Annotated in this window: 19 protein-coding genes; 11 read left to right on the forward strand and 8 right to left on the reverse strand. The window is 58.1% G+C overall.

The window, feature by feature from the left end:
• The 3 genes from topA to ABY948_RS01815 form a co-directional block, all read left to right on the forward strand.
• A partial coding sequence (topA, locus tag ABY948_RS01805; RefSeq protein WP_461480795.1) for a type I DNA topoisomerase occupies positions 1-2,281 on the forward strand: 2,281 nt, incomplete at its 5' end.
• 12 nt (positions 2,282-2,293) lie between these two features.
• Positions 2,294-2,794, forward strand: a complete 501-nt coding sequence (locus ABY948_RS01810; protein ID WP_461480796.1) for a DUF6586 family protein — start codon at positions 2,294-2,296, stop codon at positions 2,792-2,794.
• Positions 2,795-2,879: 85 nt separating this feature from the next.
• Positions 2,880-3,128, forward strand: coding sequence for a hypothetical protein (locus ABY948_RS01815; RefSeq protein ID WP_461480797.1), 249 nt, complete (start codon positions 2,880-2,882; stop codon positions 3,126-3,128).
• A gap of 57 nt (positions 3,129-3,185) precedes the next feature.
• On the opposite strand, the gene lexA is transcribed toward ABY948_RS01815, so the two are convergent.
• Positions 3,186-3,800 (reverse strand): transcriptional repressor LexA, encoded by a 615-nt coding sequence (lexA, locus tag ABY948_RS01820; protein ID WP_461480798.1) that lies wholly within the window; start codon positions 3,798-3,800, stop codon positions 3,186-3,188.
• A gap of 225 nt (positions 3,801-4,025) precedes the next feature.
• Between lexA and ABY948_RS01825 the strand changes: the two genes are divergently transcribed.
• A complete protein-coding gene (locus tag ABY948_RS01825) occupies positions 4,026-4,682 on the forward strand; it encodes an LOG family protein (RefSeq protein ID WP_461480799.1) in 657 nt (218 codons plus the stop codon).
• 30 nt (positions 4,683-4,712) lie between these two features.
• Here the strand turns inward: ABY948_RS01825 and ABY948_RS01830 are convergent, their stop codons facing one another.
• Positions 4,713-5,030: a DUF6763 family protein gene (locus ABY948_RS01830; RefSeq protein WP_461480800.1), complete on the reverse strand. Its 318-nt coding sequence runs from the start codon at positions 5,028-5,030 to the stop codon at positions 4,713-4,715.
• Between the two features lie 326 nt (positions 5,031-5,356).
• Between ABY948_RS01830 and nagZ the strand changes: the two genes are divergently transcribed.
• The 4 genes from nagZ to ABY948_RS01850 all read left to right on the forward strand — a co-directional run bounded on the left by nagZ (position 5,357) and on the right by ABY948_RS01850 (position 8,651).
• The gene (nagZ, locus tag ABY948_RS01835) at positions 5,357-6,373 is read left to right on the forward strand and encodes a beta-N-acetylhexosaminidase (RefSeq protein WP_461480801.1); all 1,017 of its coding nucleotides are present in this window, start codon (positions 5,357-5,359) and stop codon (positions 6,371-6,373) included.
• Positions 6,374-6,392: 19 nt separating this feature from the next.
• A complete protein-coding gene (locus ABY948_RS01840; protein ID WP_461480802.1) occupies positions 6,393-7,499 on the forward strand; it encodes a mechanosensitive ion channel family protein in 1,107 nt (368 codons plus the stop codon).
• A gap of 36 nt (positions 7,500-7,535) precedes the next feature.
• Positions 7,536-8,273 (forward strand): S-methyl-5'-thioinosine phosphorylase, encoded by a 738-nt coding sequence (locus ABY948_RS01845; protein WP_461480803.1) that lies wholly within the window; start codon positions 7,536-7,538, stop codon positions 8,271-8,273.
• 126 nt (positions 8,274-8,399) lie between these two features.
• Positions 8,400-8,651, forward strand: coding sequence for a DUF4124 domain-containing protein (locus ABY948_RS01850; protein ID WP_461480804.1), 252 nt, complete (start codon positions 8,400-8,402; stop codon positions 8,649-8,651).
• 5 nt (positions 8,652-8,656) lie between these two features.
• On the opposite strand, the gene ABY948_RS01855 is transcribed toward ABY948_RS01850, so the two are convergent.
• Entirely contained in the window at positions 8,657-9,499 is an 843-nt protein-coding gene (locus ABY948_RS01855; RefSeq protein WP_461480805.1) for a CsiV family protein, read from the reverse strand.
• Positions 9,500-12,952, reverse strand: coding sequence for a transcription-repair coupling factor (gene mfd, locus ABY948_RS01860; protein WP_461480806.1), 3,453 nt, complete (start codon positions 12,950-12,952; stop codon positions 9,500-9,502).
• Between the two features lie 89 nt (positions 12,953-13,041).
• Here mfd and ABY948_RS01865 point away from each other — a divergent pair, with 89 nt between their 5' ends.
• Positions 13,042-13,719 (forward strand): hypothetical protein, encoded by a 678-nt coding sequence (locus ABY948_RS01865; RefSeq protein WP_461480807.1) that lies wholly within the window; start codon positions 13,042-13,044, stop codon positions 13,717-13,719.
• Between the two features lie 53 nt (positions 13,720-13,772).
• Here the strand turns inward: ABY948_RS01865 and ABY948_RS01870 are convergent, their stop codons facing one another.
• The gene (locus ABY948_RS01870) at positions 13,773-14,621 is read right to left on the reverse strand and encodes a fructosamine kinase family protein (RefSeq protein WP_461480808.1); all 849 of its coding nucleotides are present in this window, start codon (positions 14,619-14,621) and stop codon (positions 13,773-13,775) included.
• Positions 14,622-14,677: 56 nt separating this feature from the next.
• On the opposite strand from ABY948_RS01870, the gene ABY948_RS01875 reads away from it, so the two are divergent.
• Positions 14,678-15,583 (forward strand): 5'-nucleotidase, encoded by a 906-nt coding sequence (locus ABY948_RS01875; RefSeq protein ID WP_461480809.1) that lies wholly within the window; start codon positions 14,678-14,680, stop codon positions 15,581-15,583.
• A 7-nt stretch (positions 15,584-15,590) separates the two neighbouring features.
• On the opposite strand, the gene ABY948_RS01880 is transcribed toward ABY948_RS01875, so the two are convergent.
• Positions 15,591-16,379: a sulfite exporter TauE/SafE family protein gene (locus tag ABY948_RS01880; protein ID WP_461480810.1), complete on the reverse strand. Its 789-nt coding sequence runs from the start codon at positions 16,377-16,379 to the stop codon at positions 15,591-15,593.
• Between the two features lie 114 nt (positions 16,380-16,493).
• On the opposite strand from ABY948_RS01880, the gene cysB reads away from it, so the two are divergent.
• Positions 16,494-17,468, forward strand: a complete 975-nt coding sequence (cysB, locus tag ABY948_RS01885) for an HTH-type transcriptional regulator CysB (protein ID WP_461480811.1) — start codon at positions 16,494-16,496, stop codon at positions 17,466-17,468.
• Between the two features lie 53 nt (positions 17,469-17,521).
• Here the strand turns inward: cysB and ABY948_RS01890 are convergent, their stop codons facing one another.
• The gene (locus ABY948_RS01890; RefSeq protein ID WP_461480812.1) at positions 17,522-17,857 is read right to left on the reverse strand and encodes a hypothetical protein; all 336 of its coding nucleotides are present in this window, start codon (positions 17,855-17,857) and stop codon (positions 17,522-17,524) included.
• 12 nt (positions 17,858-17,869) lie between these two features.
• Entirely contained in the window at positions 17,870-18,601 is a 732-nt protein-coding gene (locus ABY948_RS01895; RefSeq protein ID WP_461480813.1) for a phosphoadenylyl-sulfate reductase, read from the reverse strand.
• Positions 18,602-18,603 lie beyond the last annotated feature (2 nt).

Consider the following 18,603-nt stretch of genomic DNA (forward strand, 5'->3'; position numbering starts at 1 on the left):
CCGGGTGCTCGGCTTCGAGAAGCTTTTCGCCCCCGGGTCACCGGCCGCCGGCACCGCGCTTCGCGTGGAGCTGTATCAGCGGGTGGTCTTTAACGAAATTACCAAAAAGGCTATCAAGGAAGCGTTTGCGCACCCCGGCCGCCTGGACGACAACCGGGTCAGCGCCCAACAGGCCCGCCGGTTCCTCGATCGGGTGGTGGGTTTCATGCTGTCTCCGCTGTTGTGGAACAAGGTGGCTCGGGGTCTGTCGGCCGGACGGGTGCAATCGGTGGCGGTCAAACTGGTCGTTGAACGGGAGCGGGAAATCCGCGCCTTTGAGCCCGAAGAATACTGGACCCTGCACGCAGACCTGGAAAACTCGAGCGAAGACCAGGTTCGCTTTGAAGTCAAAAAGCAGGCGGGTGAAAACTTCAGGCCCACCAATAAGGCCCAGGCCGATGCTGCGGTAGCGGCGCTGAACAGCACCTCGTTTGCGGTCGTCGGCCGGGAAGACAAACCCACCAGCAGCAAGCCCTCTGCGCCCTTTATTACCTCCACCCTGCAACAGGCTTGCAGTACCCGGCTGGGTTACGGGGTGAAGAAAACCATGATGCTGGCCCAGCGTCTCTACGAGGCGGGTTTCATCACCTATATGCGGACCGATTCGACTAACCTCAGTGCAGAGGCGGTCGCCGTTTGTCGCGACTTTATCCAGCAGCGCTACGGCGACGCCTACCTGCCGGAGAAAGCGAACACCTACAGCAGCAAGTCGGGCGCCCAGGAGGCGCACGAGGCGATCCGCCCATCCAATATCGATATTCTGCCCGGCGATCTGGCCGGCATGGAAGACGATGCCAAAAAACTCTATCGCCTGATCTGGCAACAGTTTGTCGCCTGCCAGATGACCCCCGCGCAATTTACCAGCACCACGTTGACGGTAATGGCAGGGGATTTCGAATTGCGCGCCAAGGGTCGGGTGACCCGTTTTGACGGCTACCTCAAGGTGCTGCCGGCGCTGGCACAGAAAGCGGATGACATCGAGTTGCCGGAAATGAGCATCGGTGAACAGCTGGCCCTGAACAAGCTGATCTCCGTGCAACATTTCACCAAACCGCCGGCGCGCTTCTCCGAGGCCTCGCTGGTGAAAGAGTTGGAGAAACGGGGTATTGGTCGCCCGTCCACCTATGCGTCCATTATTTCCACCATTCAGGACCGCGGTTATGTCCGGGTGGAGAATCGCCGTTTTTATGCCGAAAAGATTGGCGATATCGTCACCGACCGCCTCAATGAAAACTTTTCGGACCTGATGGATTACGGCTTCACGGCCTCCATGGAAGAGTACCTGGATGAAATTGCCCAGGGGGAGCTGGACTGGAAAGATGTTCTCAGTCGGTTCTACCGGGATTTCAGCAACAAGCTCGCCAACGCCGAGGCCGCGGATGAGGGCATGCGCCCCAACCAACCGTCGACCACGGATATCCCCTGTCCCCAGTGCGGCCGACCGATGATGATCCGCACCGGTACCACCGGGGTGTTCCTGGGTTGCTCAGGTTACAGTCTGCCCCCCAAGGAGCGCTGCAAGGGCACCATGAACCTCACGCCCGGAGATGAGGCTGTCAACGCCGACGAGGACGAGGACGCCGAAACTCGCCAGTTGATGGATCGCCACCGCTGCAAATTGTGCAATACAGCCATGGACAGCTACCTGATCGACGAAACCCGCAAACTGCATGTCTGTGGCAACAATCCAGACTGTGAAGGCTACGAGGTTGAAGTCGGCAGTTTCAAACTGAAGGGCTACGACGGTCCACTGATTGAATGTGACAAATGCGGCAGTGACATGCAGCTGAAGTCGGGCCGCTTCGGCAAGTACTTCGGTTGCACCAACGAAGACTGTAAAAATACCCGCAAACTGCTCAGGAATGGCCAGGCTGCGCCACCGAAGATGGATCCTGTGCCGATGCCGGAATTGGCCTGTGAGAAGGTGGATGACCATTACATTCTCCGCGACGGCGCATCAGGGTTGTTTTTGGCCGCCAGTAAATTTCCCCGCCATCGGGAAACCCGTGCGCCCAAGGTGGTGGAGTTACTGCCGCACCGGGACGAGATCGATCCCAAATACAGTTTCCTGTTGAACGCCCCGGTCAAAGACCCGGATGGATTGCCGACGGTAGTGCGCTACAGCCGCAAGACCGCCGAGCAATATGTGCAGTCGGAAGTGGATGGTAAACCCAGCGGCTGGAAAGCCTTTTACGAAGGTGGTAAATGGCGTGAGAAAGATGACCGCAAGGGCAAAAAATAGCGGGCAACAGCCGTGAATCCGTATTTGTCCGTCGTCAACCAACGGTTGTATTGCTCAAGCCAGCTGCTCGAGCAGTTGGCTTCGGCCGGTTGCAACGTCCGCCCCATGCTGGAGCTGGCCCTGTGCCAGTCGGTACTCTATCAATTGGAATCGTGCTACCGCTTTTACCTGCGCGAAGTGGCATCGACCTATCGGTGCCGTCAACCGGAACAAATCCACTCCGTCCCCGAACTGATTGCCGCACTTCAACTAATGGGTAAACACCCGGCAGAGGCCAGCGAATTGGCCAATCTGGAGCAACAATCCGACAGTTGGCTATGTCGGTTGCTCGCAGCACACCGGCAAATGTTGACCGTCCAGCAGGAACAGCTCAGCGGGCAGTCGCCCATCGCCGTGGTGCAGATCGCTTCGGAGGCGGAGCCGCAGCAACTGAATGCTGAATTGCTCAACAGCTGGCAAGAGGCCTTCAGCGAACTGATTGAGCGCCATCGGCAGCACATGTTGGAGTGCTGAGGGTTATTTTGACCGTCGAGGTTAATAAGCTTCCGGGGCTCTGTTACAATCTCGTCCCATAGCACGGCAAGCCCCGGAAAACTTGATGTCCCTGTCTCTCTTTGAAATTGTAATACTGCCCGATGGCGATGTGGCTCTGCAGCGAACGGATGATGACGATGCACCACTGATACGCATCAGTTTTTCTGATGAGGCGGAAGCTTTCTTGCAGAATGCCAAAGTCGATGTGGCCAAAGTAATGATCGACGCCGGCATCGAGTTATTTGAGGAACTGGGCGCGGAAAGTCTACAGCTGGAGGCCCCCCGCACCGACAAGGCTCGCATTCTTCACTGACCACAGATCGTGACGAGCCCGGCGCCCGCTTCCGGATGCGATGTGGGGCTGATTTGATCAGGTGTGGGTGCGGATCACGCCGACCCCCAGTCCCTCTATCGCAAAGCTCTGCTGCCGCAGATCTACCCGAATGGGTTCCAGGGTTTCATTCTCCGGCTCGAGGATGATCTCATGGCTTTTACGGCCCTTTCTGAAGCGTTTTACCGTCACTTCATCGTCAATTCTGGCGACCACAATCTGGCCATTTTCCGCGGTTTGGCACTTGTGCACGGCGAGCACATCGCCGTCCATGATGCCCACGTTTTTCATGCTCATACCGTGCACGCGCAGCAGGTAGTCGGCCTGGGGATAGAACAGGTTTGCCGCCACATCCAGGTAAGCTTCGATATTTTCCACCGCCAGCACCGGGTTCCCCGCCGCGACCCGTCCTACCAGTGGCAGTCCGGTGTGGACTTCCTCGGTCAGCCGAATGCCGCGGGAGGCTCCGGATGTCATCTCGATCACGCCTTTGCGGGCCAATGCCCTGAGGTGCTCTTCGGCGGCATTGGGTGATTTGAACCCGAGTTCGGCGGCAATTTCAGCGCGTGTCGGCGGGTAGCCACTGTCTTCGATATGCTGTCTGAGCAGATCCAGAATTTGTTGCTGTCGAGCGGTGAGTGATGGCCGGCTCATGATGATTCCCTCTGTTGGACTTGGCGACGGATATGCTGTAACTACTGTAAATTAATATAGGCTGTATTAAAACACAGTATTGCTGTGTTGGCAGCATAATACGGGATGATCCACCTATACTTAGGTGCCGAGGTGTTGAAATAGCTGGGGATTGCCGTCGGTTTGAGCTGCCGGGAAGTAGCACAATGAAGGGCAGGGCAACGGCGTCTGATTGGGAGAATAACGATGGATGAATTAAAGATACCGGAAGCCTGGCGCGTGCTGAGAATTCAGTCGGAACTGGTGGATGGTATAGAGGCACTGGCGCGGCTGGGCGGCGCAGTCACTGTGTTTGGCGGTGCTCGTTTTGCGACCGGCAGCCATTTTTACGATGAAGCCATGCGGTTGGGGGGCATTCTCGGGAAGGAGGGGATACCGGTGATTACCGGTGGCGGCCCCGGTATCATGGAGGGGGCAAATCGGGGCTGTTATGCCACCTCAGCTACGTCCGTGGGGTTGAATATCTCGCTGCCCACCGAACAGGCACCCAATCCCTATCAGGATCTCTCGCTGCAGTTTCGCTACTTTTTTGTGCGCAAATTCATGTTCGTGAAACATGCGGTGGGGTTTGTGATTTTCCCGGGCGGTTACGGCACCATCGACGAGCTGTTTGAAGCGCTGACGCTGGTGCAAACCAGCAAGGTGCGACCTTTTCCGATCATCCTGCTGGGCACTGAGTATTGGCAGGGCCTGGTGGACTGGATCAAAACCACCATGCTCTCACACGGCTGTATTGCCGAGCGTGAGTTACACCTGTTTTCGCTGGTGGACGATGCGGAGAGTGCGGCAAAAATCATCCTGCAGCATGCTCGCATGCTACAGGCTCAGGAAATTGCTGAATAAGCGTTAGCAGTGGATGGCGTCGACACTGCCTCAGAAATCATCCAGTCCATAGATGGTGTCTGAATCCATGTCCAGCAACGGGTCGTTCCAGTTGTCCGGGATGTAGATATCATCCGAGGAAAGACTGTCTTCATTGCTGAGTTCGTAGGATGCCCGCCAGTCTTCGGGTGCTTCCGCCGGCAACAGTAATAATTGTTGCCAGCTGTCCAGGTCGATTTCACTGACCTCGCCATCCATGAACTGTATTTCGATAGATCCGGCGTGTTCATCAACTGCTACTACTTCAAATATTTCATCGTCTGTTGCGTCCTGATACCAGGCGCCGATGACAGGAACTTGTGAAGCCATGGCTCACCCCTCCTTTATAGTAGGACTCATCAAAGTATCACCAACTGTACAGTTGCGCATCAACCACCGCCGGAATTGCGGACAAGTGGCGGCCACCGGGTTTTGGTTATCCTGAAATATGACCTGAGACAAATTTTAAAAAAGTCGCGTAACTTAAGTCTGCAAAGGTATTTAATACTAGCCTTGTGTCGACGGCCCATAAAAGCTAAGTACCTGTCGACATAACGGGTTGTTTTCAAAATGAAAAATTTGTCTAATCTACAGGCTTGGCAAAAGGGCTTTTACGCCCTTTTCGTCTTCCCCTCCCCGATGTTTGAGGTTTTTATATGATCCCCGGCCCCTTGATGCTCGACCTGGACGGTTTGACGCTGACCCAGGAAGAAGAACAGCTGATTCAGCATCCGGGTGTGGGCGGCATTATCTTTTTTGCCCGCAATTTTGCCAGCCGCGAGCAAATCGTTACGCTGGTGGCGCGGATTCGAACTATTCGGCCTGAACTGCTGCTCTGTGTCGACCAGGAGGGGGGGCGAGTGCAGCGTTTCCGGGAGGGTTTTACCCGGATTCCCCCGATGCAGTCGCTCGGCGACCGCCTCGCTGATGCGGGTGGCGAAGCCCTGTTGCGGGACAGCGGCTGGCTGATGGCATCGGAGCTGTTGGCCTGCGGCATTGATTTCAGTTTTGCCCCGGTACTGGATATCGACCGGGATCACTGTGCGGTGATCGGTGACCGGTCGTTTTCAGATGACCCCGAAACGGCCATCGCTGCGGCTCGGGCCTTTATTTCTGGCATGCACGAAGCGGGCATGGCCACGACCGGCAAGCACTTCCCCGGCCACGGCGGCGTGGTGGCGGACAGCCACCTGGAAACCCCCTACGACAACCGCTCGCTGGAAACCCTGCGGGATCTGGACCTGCGGCCCTTTGTCGAGCTGGGTGCTGAGCTGGATGCGGTGATGCCAGCACATATCGTTTTCCCCCGCATAGATCCCGATGCGGTGGGCTTCTCCCGTTTTTGGCTGCAGACGATCCTGCGCCATGAGTTGCAATACGACGGTATTATTTTCAGTGATGACCTGTCCATGAAAGGGGCCGACCTGGTGGGGGGCTATGCCGACAAGGCTCGCTGCGCCCTGCGCGCCGGCTGTGATATGGTGCTGGTGTGCAACAACCGCCCGGGGGCCATCGAGGTTCTGGACTTTATTGCCGCCAGCGACATCACGCCATCACCGCGCCTGCCGCGCATGCTGGCGGGTCACAAACCGGACTGGCGGGAATTGACCGCATCCCCCCGCTGGCAGCACACGATCGCCCGGCTCGGCGACATACTCGCGTCCAGCGCGTGACAGACGGGAGCAACTAACCATGCAACTACTTGAGAATTGGCTGGTCCACTACACCGGTGAAACCCACCTGTGGACGGTGGAAATCTTCCTGATAGTCTTTGCCGCCCTGGTGCTGGGCTACCTGGTCAACAAGCTGATCAATGTACTCGAAGCCCATGCCGCGCGCACCGCCAATGTCTGGGATGACGCCCTGATCGAGGCCTGTCGGCGGCCGGCGGTCTGGGCCATCTGGATACTGGGGGTCAATATGGCCGCCGCGGTGGCTGCGAGGGTGGCGGAATCGGAATGGTATAACCTGGTGGCTCCGGTCAACCGGGTGGCGATCATTTTCCTGGCAGCACTGTTCCTGGTCAATCTGGTCAAGCGCGTGGAGCGCAACCTGGTGCATCCGGAGTACATGGCCGAGCCCATGGATGAGACCACTGTCAAGGCCATCGGCAAGCTGGTGCGGGCATCGGTGATCATTACGGCGGTGCTCATTGCCATGCAGGCGTTTGGCTACAGCATTTCCGGGGTGCTGGCCTTTGGCGGTATCGGTGGTCTGGCGGTGGGCTTCGCCGCCAAGGACTTGCTGGCCAACTTCTTCGGCGGGTTGATGATTTACCTGGACCGGCCCTTCAAGGTGGGCGACTGGGTGCGTTCGCCGGACAAGGAAATCGAGGGTACGGTGGAAGATATCGGCTGGCGCCTGACTCGCATCCGCACCTTTGACAAGCGCCCTCTGTACATACCGAATGCGGTATTCAACAACATTTCGGTGGAAAACCCGTCGCGGATGCTCAATCGCCGTATCTACGAGACCATCGGCATCCGCTACGATGATATCGGCAAAATGGCGGGTATCGTCGCCGATGTGAAAACGATGCTGTCAAATCATCCCGAGATCGATCAGCAACAGACCATGATTGTGAATTTCGTGTCGTTTGGCGCCTCCTCGATCAACTTTTTCGTCTATACCTTTACCAAAACCACCCAGTGGGTACGCTTTCATGAGATCAAGCAAGACGTGCTGCTGAACATCAGCGATGTCATCGCCCGGCACGGGGCGGAGATTGCCTTCCCCACCTCGACCGTTCATATCCCGGGGCAGCTCCAGCTAGCCGGGGTGCGGGAGGAGATGGCTTGATGAGCGTTGCTTCCAACCCCATGGGAATACACTAGGGTGGCCATCGGCATCATAGGTGGCAGCGGTCTGTACGCCTTTGCGGAACTGGCCGTCAGGGAACAGCTGCAGGTTGCCACAGACTGGGGCGATCCCTCGTCGCTGCTGGTCTGCGGCAGTCTGCAACAGCGGGAGGTGGTTTTTTTGGCCCGCCACGGCGAGGCACACAGCATCCCGCCCCATCGCATCAATTACCGCGCCAATATCGCTGCCCTGCAACAACGGGGGGTAACCGCCATTCTTGCCGTCAACGTGGTAGGCGGGATCAATGGTGAAATGTGTCCCGGCGATCTGGTGATTCCGGATCAAATTATCGATTACACCTGGGGACGCGAGCACAGCTATTCGGACAGCGCTACCCAGCCGCTGCAACATGTGGATTTTAGCTATCCCTATGATCCGCATTTGCGGGAAGTGCTGTTGCAGGCGGCGATTGCCGCCGGTATGACAGTACACGCCGGTGGGGTCTATGGGGCCACCCAGGGACCGCGTCTGGAAACGGCTGCAGAAATTGCCCGCATGGGCAATGACGGTTGCGATATTGTCGGCATGACGGGGATGCCCGAGGCGGCACTGGCCCGCGAACTGGCTATCCCCTTCGCCTGCCTGGCGCTGGTGGTCAACATGGCGGCCGGTCTGGGCAGTGCACAGATCAGCATGGCGGAGATTGAGGCGGTGATGGCGGAGCGAATTCCGTCGATTCGCCGCTTGCTGGCCGCCGCCTGTAGTGCGCTATGAAAGGTGCGCTATGAAAGGTGCGCTATGAAAGGTGCGCTATGAAAGGTGCGCTATGAAAGGTGCGCTATGAAAAGGTGCACTATGAAAATAGGTGGGTGCGGATACCCGCTTGCTTGCACACTCGTAATGTTGGGGCTGCTGACCTCGGGCTTGGCCAGTGCCGATCTCTACAGCTGTGTGGAGCCGTCGGGGAAAACCACCTTCAGTGATCGCCCCTGCACAGCGGTCGGTTCAGCGACCACTGACAGCAAACAGTCCGTTGTCACGCCGAAAGCCGGCAAAACGGGCGATGCCCAGGGCACGAAAAAGCGGCAGGGACTGGGTAGCTATCTTGACCGTGCCGAAAAGATGTCGGCGAAAGACCGCCAGCAACCCTGAGTGAGCTATTCCGCGGCCTTGGGCTGGTAGCGGCTGACCCAGACCAGTACGCCCAGGCTGGGGTGGTCGAGATAGGTCAATTCCCCCAAATTGATACGCGTGGACTGATTCAGGGTCACCAGATCACTGATGGCAAACTGTGGCGTCTGGAAGGACCAGTCCGGGCTGCCGGTCGTCGCAGGTACCTGCTGCCGCCAGGGCAGTTCCGGTAAGGGTGGCCAGCTCGGCGCAGCCGCAACACTGTTTTGCCGGGGCAGGGTATTTTCCGTTATTGTCGCCACCTCTGTGGGACTGGTTGAAACGGGTGCCCCGAAACGGCTACGCCAGAGGTTGGCCTGGAAATGTAAATAGCGGTTCAGAACCAGCCGCACGCTGCCTTCCAGTTCGTGACGATCGCCGTAGGCCTCGCCGCCCGCGACAATAATCCACGGACTCTGTTTTACATCCAGTCCCTGTTGGCGCCAGGCTTGGTGCAGCAGCACTTGGTAGCCCGGCGCTCGCTTCAACGCGAACGCATCCCCATCCAGTTTGAAATACTGCTTGTCCAGGGCGATATAGGGACGCTCTGTTGCGATTACGGGGCGATCTGGCGCAGTGGCAGGATCGACGCTGTCAGTGGCGGGCGGTAGCGCCGACTGACCTTGCCCGAGGGGGGAGCCGCTCAGTAGCTGCCAGTTTTGCGGATAGCTGAGGTGCAGATCCATGGAGTGTTTTTCGCTGTGGTACAGATCCTGTTGGCTGAACACAACCATTTCCACCTGATACCAGGGCAGTTCTTCCTCGGCCTGGGCGGCAACGGGTAACGCCGATACCAGGGAGATAAGCAACAGTGCAGCGGGTAATTTCATTTACGTCCTGTTTCCTGTGGGTGTCAGCCGGTTTAACACTGCCTGCACCTGTACCAGCCGCTGTTCGATGGTTGTAGTCGGCACGGCAAATTTCAGGGTGGAGGCGCCCTGCAATTTGAAAATTGCGGGTTCCTTTTGCACCATCTGTACGATGGTCAGCGGTTCCACAACGGTATCACTGGCGAACTCGACGCGTCCACCGGCAGGCCCCGATTCTACCTTGCAAATGCCCAGTTGGCGGGCCTGGAGTTTCAGTGCTGTGACCCGGAACAGGTTTTTCAGGTAATCCGGCAGCAGGCCGAAGCGGTCGATCATTTCCACCTGCAGTTCGCTGAGTTCGTCGTCCGAGTTGGCGTTGGCAATGCGTTTGTACATCATCAGCCGCATGTGGACATCGGGCAGGTAATCGTCGGGGATCAGGGCGGGAATATTGAGATTGATCTCGATATCTTCCATCAATGGAATGTCCAGCTCGATGGATTTGCCCTTGCGAATGGCATCCACCGCGCGCTCCAGCAGCTCCATGTACAGGGTAAAGCCGATGGACTGAATGTGGCCGCTCTGGTCCTCGCCCAACAACTCCCCGGCACCGCGGATTTCCAGGTCGTGGGTGGCCAGGGTAAAGCCGGAACCGAGGTGATCGGCGGCGCTGATCGCCTCCAGGCGTTTCACCGCATCGTCGGTCATGGTTTTCGGATCTGGCGTCAGCAGGTAGGCGTAGGCCTGGTGGTGGGAACGGCCCACCCGTCCGCGCAGCTGGTGCAACTGGGCCAGACCGAGCTTGTCGGCCCGGTCGATCAGAATGGTGTTGGCGCTGGGGATGTCGATACCGGTTTCAATGATGGTGGTGCACACCAGCACATTGAAGCGCTGGTGATAGAAGTCGGACATGACTTTTTCCAGTTCCCGCTCGCGCATCTGGCCGTGGGCGATCTCAATGCGTGCCTCCGGTACCAGCTCCTGCAAGTCCCGGGCGGTTTTGGCGATGCTCTTGACCTCATTGTGCAGGTAGTAGACCTGGCCACCGCGCAGAATCTCACGCAACATGGCTTCGCGTATGACACGGGGGTCATCCTGGCGCACAAAGGATTTCACCGACAACCGTCGCGCGGGGGGCGTGGCGATGATCGACAGGTCGCGGACGCCAGACATGGACAGATTGAGGGTGCGAGGAATCGGCGTGGCGGTGAGGGTGAGAATATCTACTTCCGCGCGCAGCGCCTTGATCTGTTCCTTCTGGCGCACCCCGAAGCGGTGTTCTTCGTCGATAATCAACAGCCCGAGATTCTGGTAGTCCACCTTGGCATGTAATAGTTTGTGAGTGCCGATCAGAATGTCGACCTTGCCGGTGGTGGCGCGATCCAGTACGTCCTGCTGTTCTTTGTTGGATCGAAAGCGGGACAGCTCTTCGATGGTGACCGGCCAGTTAACAAAACGGTCGCGGAAGTTTTCCAGGTGTTGGTGGGCCAGCAGGGTGGTGGGCACCAGCATCACCACCTGTTTGCCGCTGGCCACGGCGATAAAGGCGGCGCGCATGGCCACTTCGGTTTTGCCGAAGCCCACATCGCCACACACCAGCCGGTCCATGGGTTGTTCCGCCAACATGTCGCGCTTGACTGCCTCAATGGTATCGAACTGGTCGGGGGTTTCCTCGAAAGGAAAATCCGCGCAAAAGGCGCGGTAATCCGCCTCCGGGTCGCTGCAGGCAAAGCCCTTGCGCGCCGCCCGGGTGGCATAGATGTCCAGCAGTTCCGTGGCGGTATCGCGGATCTGTTTGAGGGCTTTGTCCTTGGCCTTCTGCCACTGTTCGCTGCCGAGTCGGTGCAGTGGCGCCAGTTCTTCCTCAGAGCCGCTGTAGCGGCTGATCAGCTGCAGGGAGGAAACCGGCACGTAGAGTTTTGCCTCATCGGCATATTCCAGGGTGAGGAATTCCTGGGGATCGCCGCCGGCATTGATGGTTTGCAGTCCCAGGTAGCGACCGACGCCGTGGTCAATATGCACCACCGGCGCGCCGACTCTCAATTCGGTGAGGTTCTTGATTGCCTGGTCGGCATCTTCCCGCTGTTTGCTGCGACGGCGGCGCTGCATGACCTGCTGGCCGAACAGCTCGGTTTCAGTGATGACACAGACACCGGACTCCGCCATGGCAAAGCCGCGGGTGAGCGGGTAGACAGTCACCCCCAGCGCTTGCCTACCCTCGGTGAATTGCCGCCAGTCGGAGATATCCTCGGGGCGAATGCCCTGGCGCTGCAGCAACTCCAGCAGGCTTTCGCGGCGCCCGGCGGATTCGGCGCAGAGCAGTACCCGTTGCTTGGTGCTGGCCAGATAGGCCGAGAGTTTTTTTAACGGGTTCTCGGCCTTGGCATCCACGGCAATGTCTGGCAGGGCATTCAATGCCAGCGACAATTGTTTGGCATCATCGGCCTTGGCCGCGCGCAGAACGGTGCGGGGGTATTGCTTCAGTGCACCAAATAATTCATCCACCGGGATAAACACGTCCGTGGGCGGCAACAGCGGTCGGGTCGGGTCGATGTTGTATTCCCGATAGCGCTGGTTGGCGTCCTGCCAGAATTTTTCGGCGGCCTGTTCAATGGCGTTTTCGGTGAACAGCTGGCAGTTGCCGGGCAAATAGTCAAATAGGGTGACACAGCGCTCGAAAAACAACGGAATGAAATATTCGATGCCCTGTGGCGGTATGCCTTCACTGATATCCCTGAACACCGGGCAGCGCCGCTCATCGACATCAAAGCGGGACAGCCAGTTATCCTTGAAGCGGCGGATTGCGGCCTTGTCCAGGGGAACCTCCCTGGCGGGCAGCAGACAGATACTGTCGGTCTGTTCCAGGGTGCGCTGTGTTTCCGGGTCGAAGGTGCGCAGGGTTTCAATTTCATCATCGAACAGGTCGATGCGGAAGGGCAGTCGGGCGCCCATCGGGAAAATGTCGATCAGCGATCCGCGCACGGCAAATTCGCCGTGTTCGACCACGGTGTCCACGCAGTGGTAGCCCGCGGCCTCGAGCTGGCTGCGCAGTTTCTCCAGGTTGATGGTGTCGCCGGTGTGGTAATCAAAGGCGCGCTGGCTGACAAACTCGTTGGGCGGCAACCGGTGCATCAGGGTACTGACAGGTACTACCACCACGCCGGTTTCCGTCTGGGGCAGGCGAAACAGGGTGCGCAGGCGCTCCGAGACAATGTCCTGGTGCGGCGAGAACAGGTCGTAGGGCAGGGTTTCCCAATCGGGGAAATGGAACACCGGCTGCTCTTTGCCGAGGAAAAATTGCAGCTCCGATTCCAGCTCTACGGCGGCTCGTGCGGATTCGGCGATCACCACTGTCAGCCCGCGGTGTTGCCGGCTGGCTTCAGCAATGGCCAGCGATGCACCGGCACCGTGGACACTACACCAAAGGCGCTTGTCGCCTGGTCTATTGAGCGGCGGGAGTGACAGAATCGACATGCTGGGGAGGCACTTTTGTGGCTGAATATACGAGGTATGCTATTTTAGCGGCCCCACTGGGAGATTGATATGTATACAGGGGAATTGTAGTGAGGGTTGTCGCCGCTTTTTTGCTCGGTTGTTGGTGCCTGTTGTTGGCCGGCTGCGCCGATTCCGCGTTCAAGGTCAGGAATCTGGCCAAGACGGACATCGATATGGTGGCCGACGCCCACTACCGCGAAACAGAAGCGCTGTTGAAAACGTTGACCATCAAGCTTTATAAGCGCAATCCCAGGGAACTCCACAAGGTTAAGGGACAGACCATCGACCATCGGGTCACCGAGATCTTTACCATGCCTGGCCGGCTGGCCTTTCCCGAACTGCCCGTTGGTGGCACTGCTGCCATTGAATTGTCGGTTGATCCCGGCTATCGCGGCGACCGGGTGTTCGCGCTGATGGTGGGGCTCACCGGGATGATCCGCGAATCCTACGGCTACCAGACTGACTTTTACCTGCTCTCGGAGCTGGATCAGCAAAAACTCTATCACAGCGCCCGCAATATCGAGATTGCCCTGTGGCGCCTCGCCAATGCCCGCGATGGCCAGGATCAGCCGTTAATCCTGACCAACAGTTGGCGGGGGAGCAGGCAAAATCTCAGCTATGAACGCTTGTTTGGCAAGTTGATAGCCCTGCAGGACATGATGGCCACCATCATGGCAGAGAAAAACCAGCGCGTGATCAAGACGGTCGCCCAGAATGTGGCCACCATGGCCTTTATCCCGCTCTAGGCGTAGTGCCGCCATTAATCCCGTCATCGCTGCCCTTTCTGATCTGTACCGGTTTACCGATAACACTCGATTATGCTGCAGACCCGAGGGTAATAGCTCATCCCAAACAGGTTCAGGTGATTGAGGAGATGATAGAGGTTGTAGAGCTCGCAGCGCTGTTGCCAGCCCCTCACCTGGGGCCGCAGTTCCTGGTAGGCGGCGTAAAACCCCTCGCCAAAGCCACCGAACAGCCGGGTCATGGCCAACTCCGCCTCGGCCCAGCCGTAATGACAGGCCGGGTCGAATAGCACCGGCTGTCCACGGTTGTTGCCGATCTGGTTGCCGCACCAGAGATCGCCGTGAATCAGGGAAGCTGGCTGGGCGGGAATGAGTTCGGGCAGGCGAAGGCAGAGTTGTTCAATGGCCCGTACCTCGGTGGCGGTCAACAGGCCTTTATCGACAGCCCGTTGTGCCTGGTATAGCAGGCGCTGTTCGGCAAAGAAGCGGTGTCCGTTTTCCTGCCAGCGGTTGTGCTGGGGCGTGGCGCCGCAATAGTTGTCCTGCTGGAAGCCGAAGCGTTCGGCGGTGTGGTTGTGCAGGGCGGCCAGTTGGCGCGCAAACGTTGTCCAGTAATCGGCTTTTGGCACTGCCGCCACGATCCATTCAAGCAGCAAAAAATCTGCAGTGCTTGCCACAATGGTTGGTGTCATGATGGTGTGGGTAGCGGCAATGGCCTTGAGGCCCCGGGCCTCGCTGTCAAACAGGTCGTTTGGGAGTCGTCGGCCCAGCTTCAGGAAATAGTATTGGCCACGGCTCGTGCGCAGCGCGTCGGCGCTATCGCCACCGGAGAGCCGCCTGACGGTTTCGATACCGTCCCTCAGCAGGGTTTCTATTTCCGGTTTGAGCTTTGCCGGTATTGCCATTAAATTAGCCATGACGGATGGCCGCATTCAGGCGGCGCTGTACAGAGGACAGGTTAGTGTCAAAAAACTTTGGTGACAAACTGGTGATTGCGATTTCATCGCGGGCGCTGTTTAACCTGGATGAAAGCCACCGGGTGTACGAGGAGGAGGGACTGGATGCCTATTCCCGCTACCAGGTGGAGCATGAGGACGAGCTGCTGATGCCCGGGGAAGCCTTTCCCATGGTCAAGAAGCTGTTGCGCATCAACGAAAAACTCGGTGGTGAACCCCGGGTGGAAGTGATCCTGTTGTCCCGCAATTCGGCCGATACCGGCCTGCGGGTGTTCAACTCCATTGAACACCATGGCTTGAATATTACCCGCGCCGCGTTCTGTGGCGGGGAGAGCCCGTACCGCTATGTGGCCGCCTTTGGCTGTCATCTGTTTCTGTCCACCAATGCCGAAGATGTCTGCAACGCACTGGATCACGGGGTGGCGGCGGCCACGCTGATTTCTTCCGGCTCGAGGGATCGCGACGACGATGAACTGCGTTTTGCCTTTGACGGCGATGCGGTGCTGTTCTCCGATGAGTCCGAACGGGTGTTCAAGGAGAGTGGCCTGGCGGCGTTTACCCAGAGTGAGAAGGCGGCCGCCAAACAACCCATGAGCGGCGGACCCTTCAAACATTTCCTGCAGGCGCTGCACGCACTGCAGGCGGAGTTCACCCCCAAGACCTGCCCCATTCGCACCGCGCTGGTGACGGCGCGCTCGGCGCCGGCCCACGAGCGGGTGGTGCGCACACTGCGCGCCTGGACTATTCGCATCGACGAGTCGCTGTTTCTCGGCGGACTCGACAAGGCGGCATTTCTGAAGTCCTACGGGGCGGATGTGTTCTTTGACGACCAGCAGTCCCACTGCGACTCGGCCAAGAACCACGTGGCCACTGGCCATGTGCCCCACGGGATCGCCAATCGCAAAGGCTGACAGCCGTCTAGAAAATACTGAATTTGATGCCCATGCCGAGCAGCAGGAACGCCAGGATCGATTGCAGCACGCCACTGGGCAGTCGCGCCGCCAGCTTGGTGCCGAGCTGAATGGCGGGCAGGGAGCCGATCAGCAGAGATCCCAGCAGCACCATATCCACATTGCCCAGGAAGATCAGGTGACTCAATCCCGCGATCAGTGTCAGGGGGACCGCATGGGCGATGTCGGTGCCGACAATGTGCAATGCCGGTAGGCGCGGAAACAGGATCATCAACAGGGCGGCGCAGAACGCTCCGGCGCCCACCGAGGACAGGGTCACGAACACGCCGAGGAAGATGCCGGCGATAAAGGTCACCTTGGTGGCGTGTAGCTGGAAAAAGGAGCCCACCGGGCCGTGTGGTCGGTCGGAGGTGTCACGCAGTACCCGCTTGAACAGAATCACCGCCGCCGTAATGATCAGCATGACTCCCAGGCTGGTGGTGAGGATTTCCTTGTGTTCATTGGCATCGGTAAACACGCGCTGCAGCAATTGGGCGGTGATCAGTGAGGCGGGGATGCTGCCGGCGGCGAGAAAACCCACCAGGCGCCACTGGATACTTTTCTGGCGTGAGTGTGCCGCCACGCCGCCTGCTTTGGTAATCGAGGCGTAGAGCAAATCTGTACCAATGGCGATGTTGTAGGGAATACCCAACAGGATCAGCAGTGGCGTCATCAGTGACCCACCACCCACGCCAGTGAGTCCCACCACCAGTCCGACAAAGGCGCCCGACAGGATATACAGCAAAAAATCCAGCAAAATCCAGTGCTTCCGTACCCCAAAATAGGCTGGCAACTCTATCAATTTAACCCTATTCTTCAAAGGAATAGTTTTTTATATTTTTAGACCATTGCAGTCTAGCCGGGTGAAAACATGAAACTACAACAGCTTCGCTACATCTGGGAAGTGGCACATCATGAACTGAATGTTTCCGCCACTGCGCAAAGTCTGTATACCTCGCAGCCCGGTATCAGCAAGCAGATACGTTTGCTGGAAGATGAACTCGGGGTGGAAATTTTTTCCCGCAGCGGCAAGCACCTGACCCGGGTGACACCGGCGGGCGAGGAGATTCTCCGGGTGGCGGGGGATATCCTGCGCAAGGTGGAGAGCATCAAGCAGCTGTCCCAGGAGCACAACGACCCCAAGAAGGGCAGTCTCTCCATCGCCACCACCCACACCCAGGCCCGCTACGCACTGCCCAGGGTGATTGAGTCGTTTATCAACAAATACCCGGAGGTGTCGCTGCACATGCACCAGGGTACACCGATGCAGATTTCTGAACAGGCCGCCGACGGTGCGGTGGATTTCGCCATCGCCACGGAAGCCCTGGAATTGTTTCACGACCTGCTGATGATGCCCTGCTATCGCTGGAACCGCTGTATCCTGGTGCCCAAGGATCACCCGTTGGCACAATCCTCCAGGCTGACATTGGAGGAGGTGGCCAGTTACCCGCTGGTCACCTATGTGTTTGGCTTTACCGGCCGCTCCCGTCTCGATGAAGCCTTCAATGACCGCGGTCTGGTGCCGAAGGTGGTCTTTACCGCCACCGATGCCGATGTGATCAAGACCTATGTGCGCCTGGGGCTGGGTATCGGCATCGTCGCGCATATGGCCGTTGACCCGGTCAAGGATGCCGACCTGGTGGCGCTGGATGCCAAGCACCTGTTCAAATCCAGTGTCACCAGCATTGGTTTCCGGCGCGGCACCTACCTGCGCGGCTATATGTACGATTTCATTGAGCTGTTTGCGCCCCACCTGACCCGGGATCGGGTCGACGAGGCCTGCTCCATTCACGCCAAGGATGATCTGGAGAAGTTCTTTGCTTCAGTGGAGTTGCCGGAGCTGTAGCGACCGGAAAAAACGGGGGGATGTAAAAATAGCCAGAAATGCTGGCCATTGGCTCAGAGAAAATCCAGATCCGGATTGTCGTTGAGAATCTCCTTCAGTTCGTCCTCTTCACGGGTCTTCTGGTTCAGCACTTCCTTGACAAACTTGAAGTAGACGGTGTGAATCTCCGGCGGCTGACCCTCGCGCTCCACCAGAAAGAACGGTGCCCGTTCCACCTGGTACAGGGAAGCCAGCTCCATGCCGGGGGACGCGGGGTCGCGCTCGTCGGCAATCAATACCTCGTCAATCAGCGCCATCTGGCCGGCTTCTTCCATCTTCTGCTGGACCTCTTCACATTTCTTGCAGAGGCTACCGTCCAGTTTGATCTTCTTGACGAGGGTGATTTTCATGCGGGTATCCAATTACTTGTTGATGTTGACCGCGTGCAAGCCGCATTCTTTCTGGGTGGCTTCTTCCCACCACCAGCGACCTTCGCGCTCGTGCTGGCCGGGGCCGGTGGGGCGGGTACAGGGTTCGCAGCCAATGCTGACGTAGCCCTTATCGTGTAACTCGTTGTAGGGCACATTGTTGCTGCGGATGTAGTCCCACACCTGCTCGGAGGTCCAGTTGGCCAGGGGATTGAACTTGGTCAGGCTGTCGTCGGGGCGGGCAAAGGCCTTGTCGTCCTGAATCACGGGAATGGCGGTGCGGGTGCCGGGACTCTGGTCGCGGCGCTGGCCGGTAATCCAGGCGTCCACGGTGAGCAGCTTGCGGCGCAGGGGGCCGATCTTGCGGATGCCACAGCACTCCTTGTGGTCGTCCTTGTAGAAGCTGAACAGACCCTTTTCGCGCACCATCTTGTTGACGGCGGCGGCATCGGGGAACACCACATCGATTTCGATGCCGTAGTGTTCGCGGACCTTCTCGATGAAACGGTAGGTTTCCGCATGCAGACGACCGGTATCCAGAGAGAAAACCTGTACCTTTGCGGGATTGATTTTACAGGCCATGTCGATCAGCACCACGTCTTCAGCACCGCTGAAGGAAATGGCAATGTTGTCGAATGCTTCCAGGGCATATTTCAGGATTTCCTGGGGCGTCTGCTCGGAGAGCTGGCGATCGAGATCAACGGTGTTTAAACGGTTATCAGCCATGG

This window comes from Porticoccus sp. (assembly GCF_041592135.1).
Classification (GTDB): domain Bacteria; phylum Pseudomonadota; class Gammaproteobacteria; order Pseudomonadales; family Porticoccaceae; genus Porticoccus.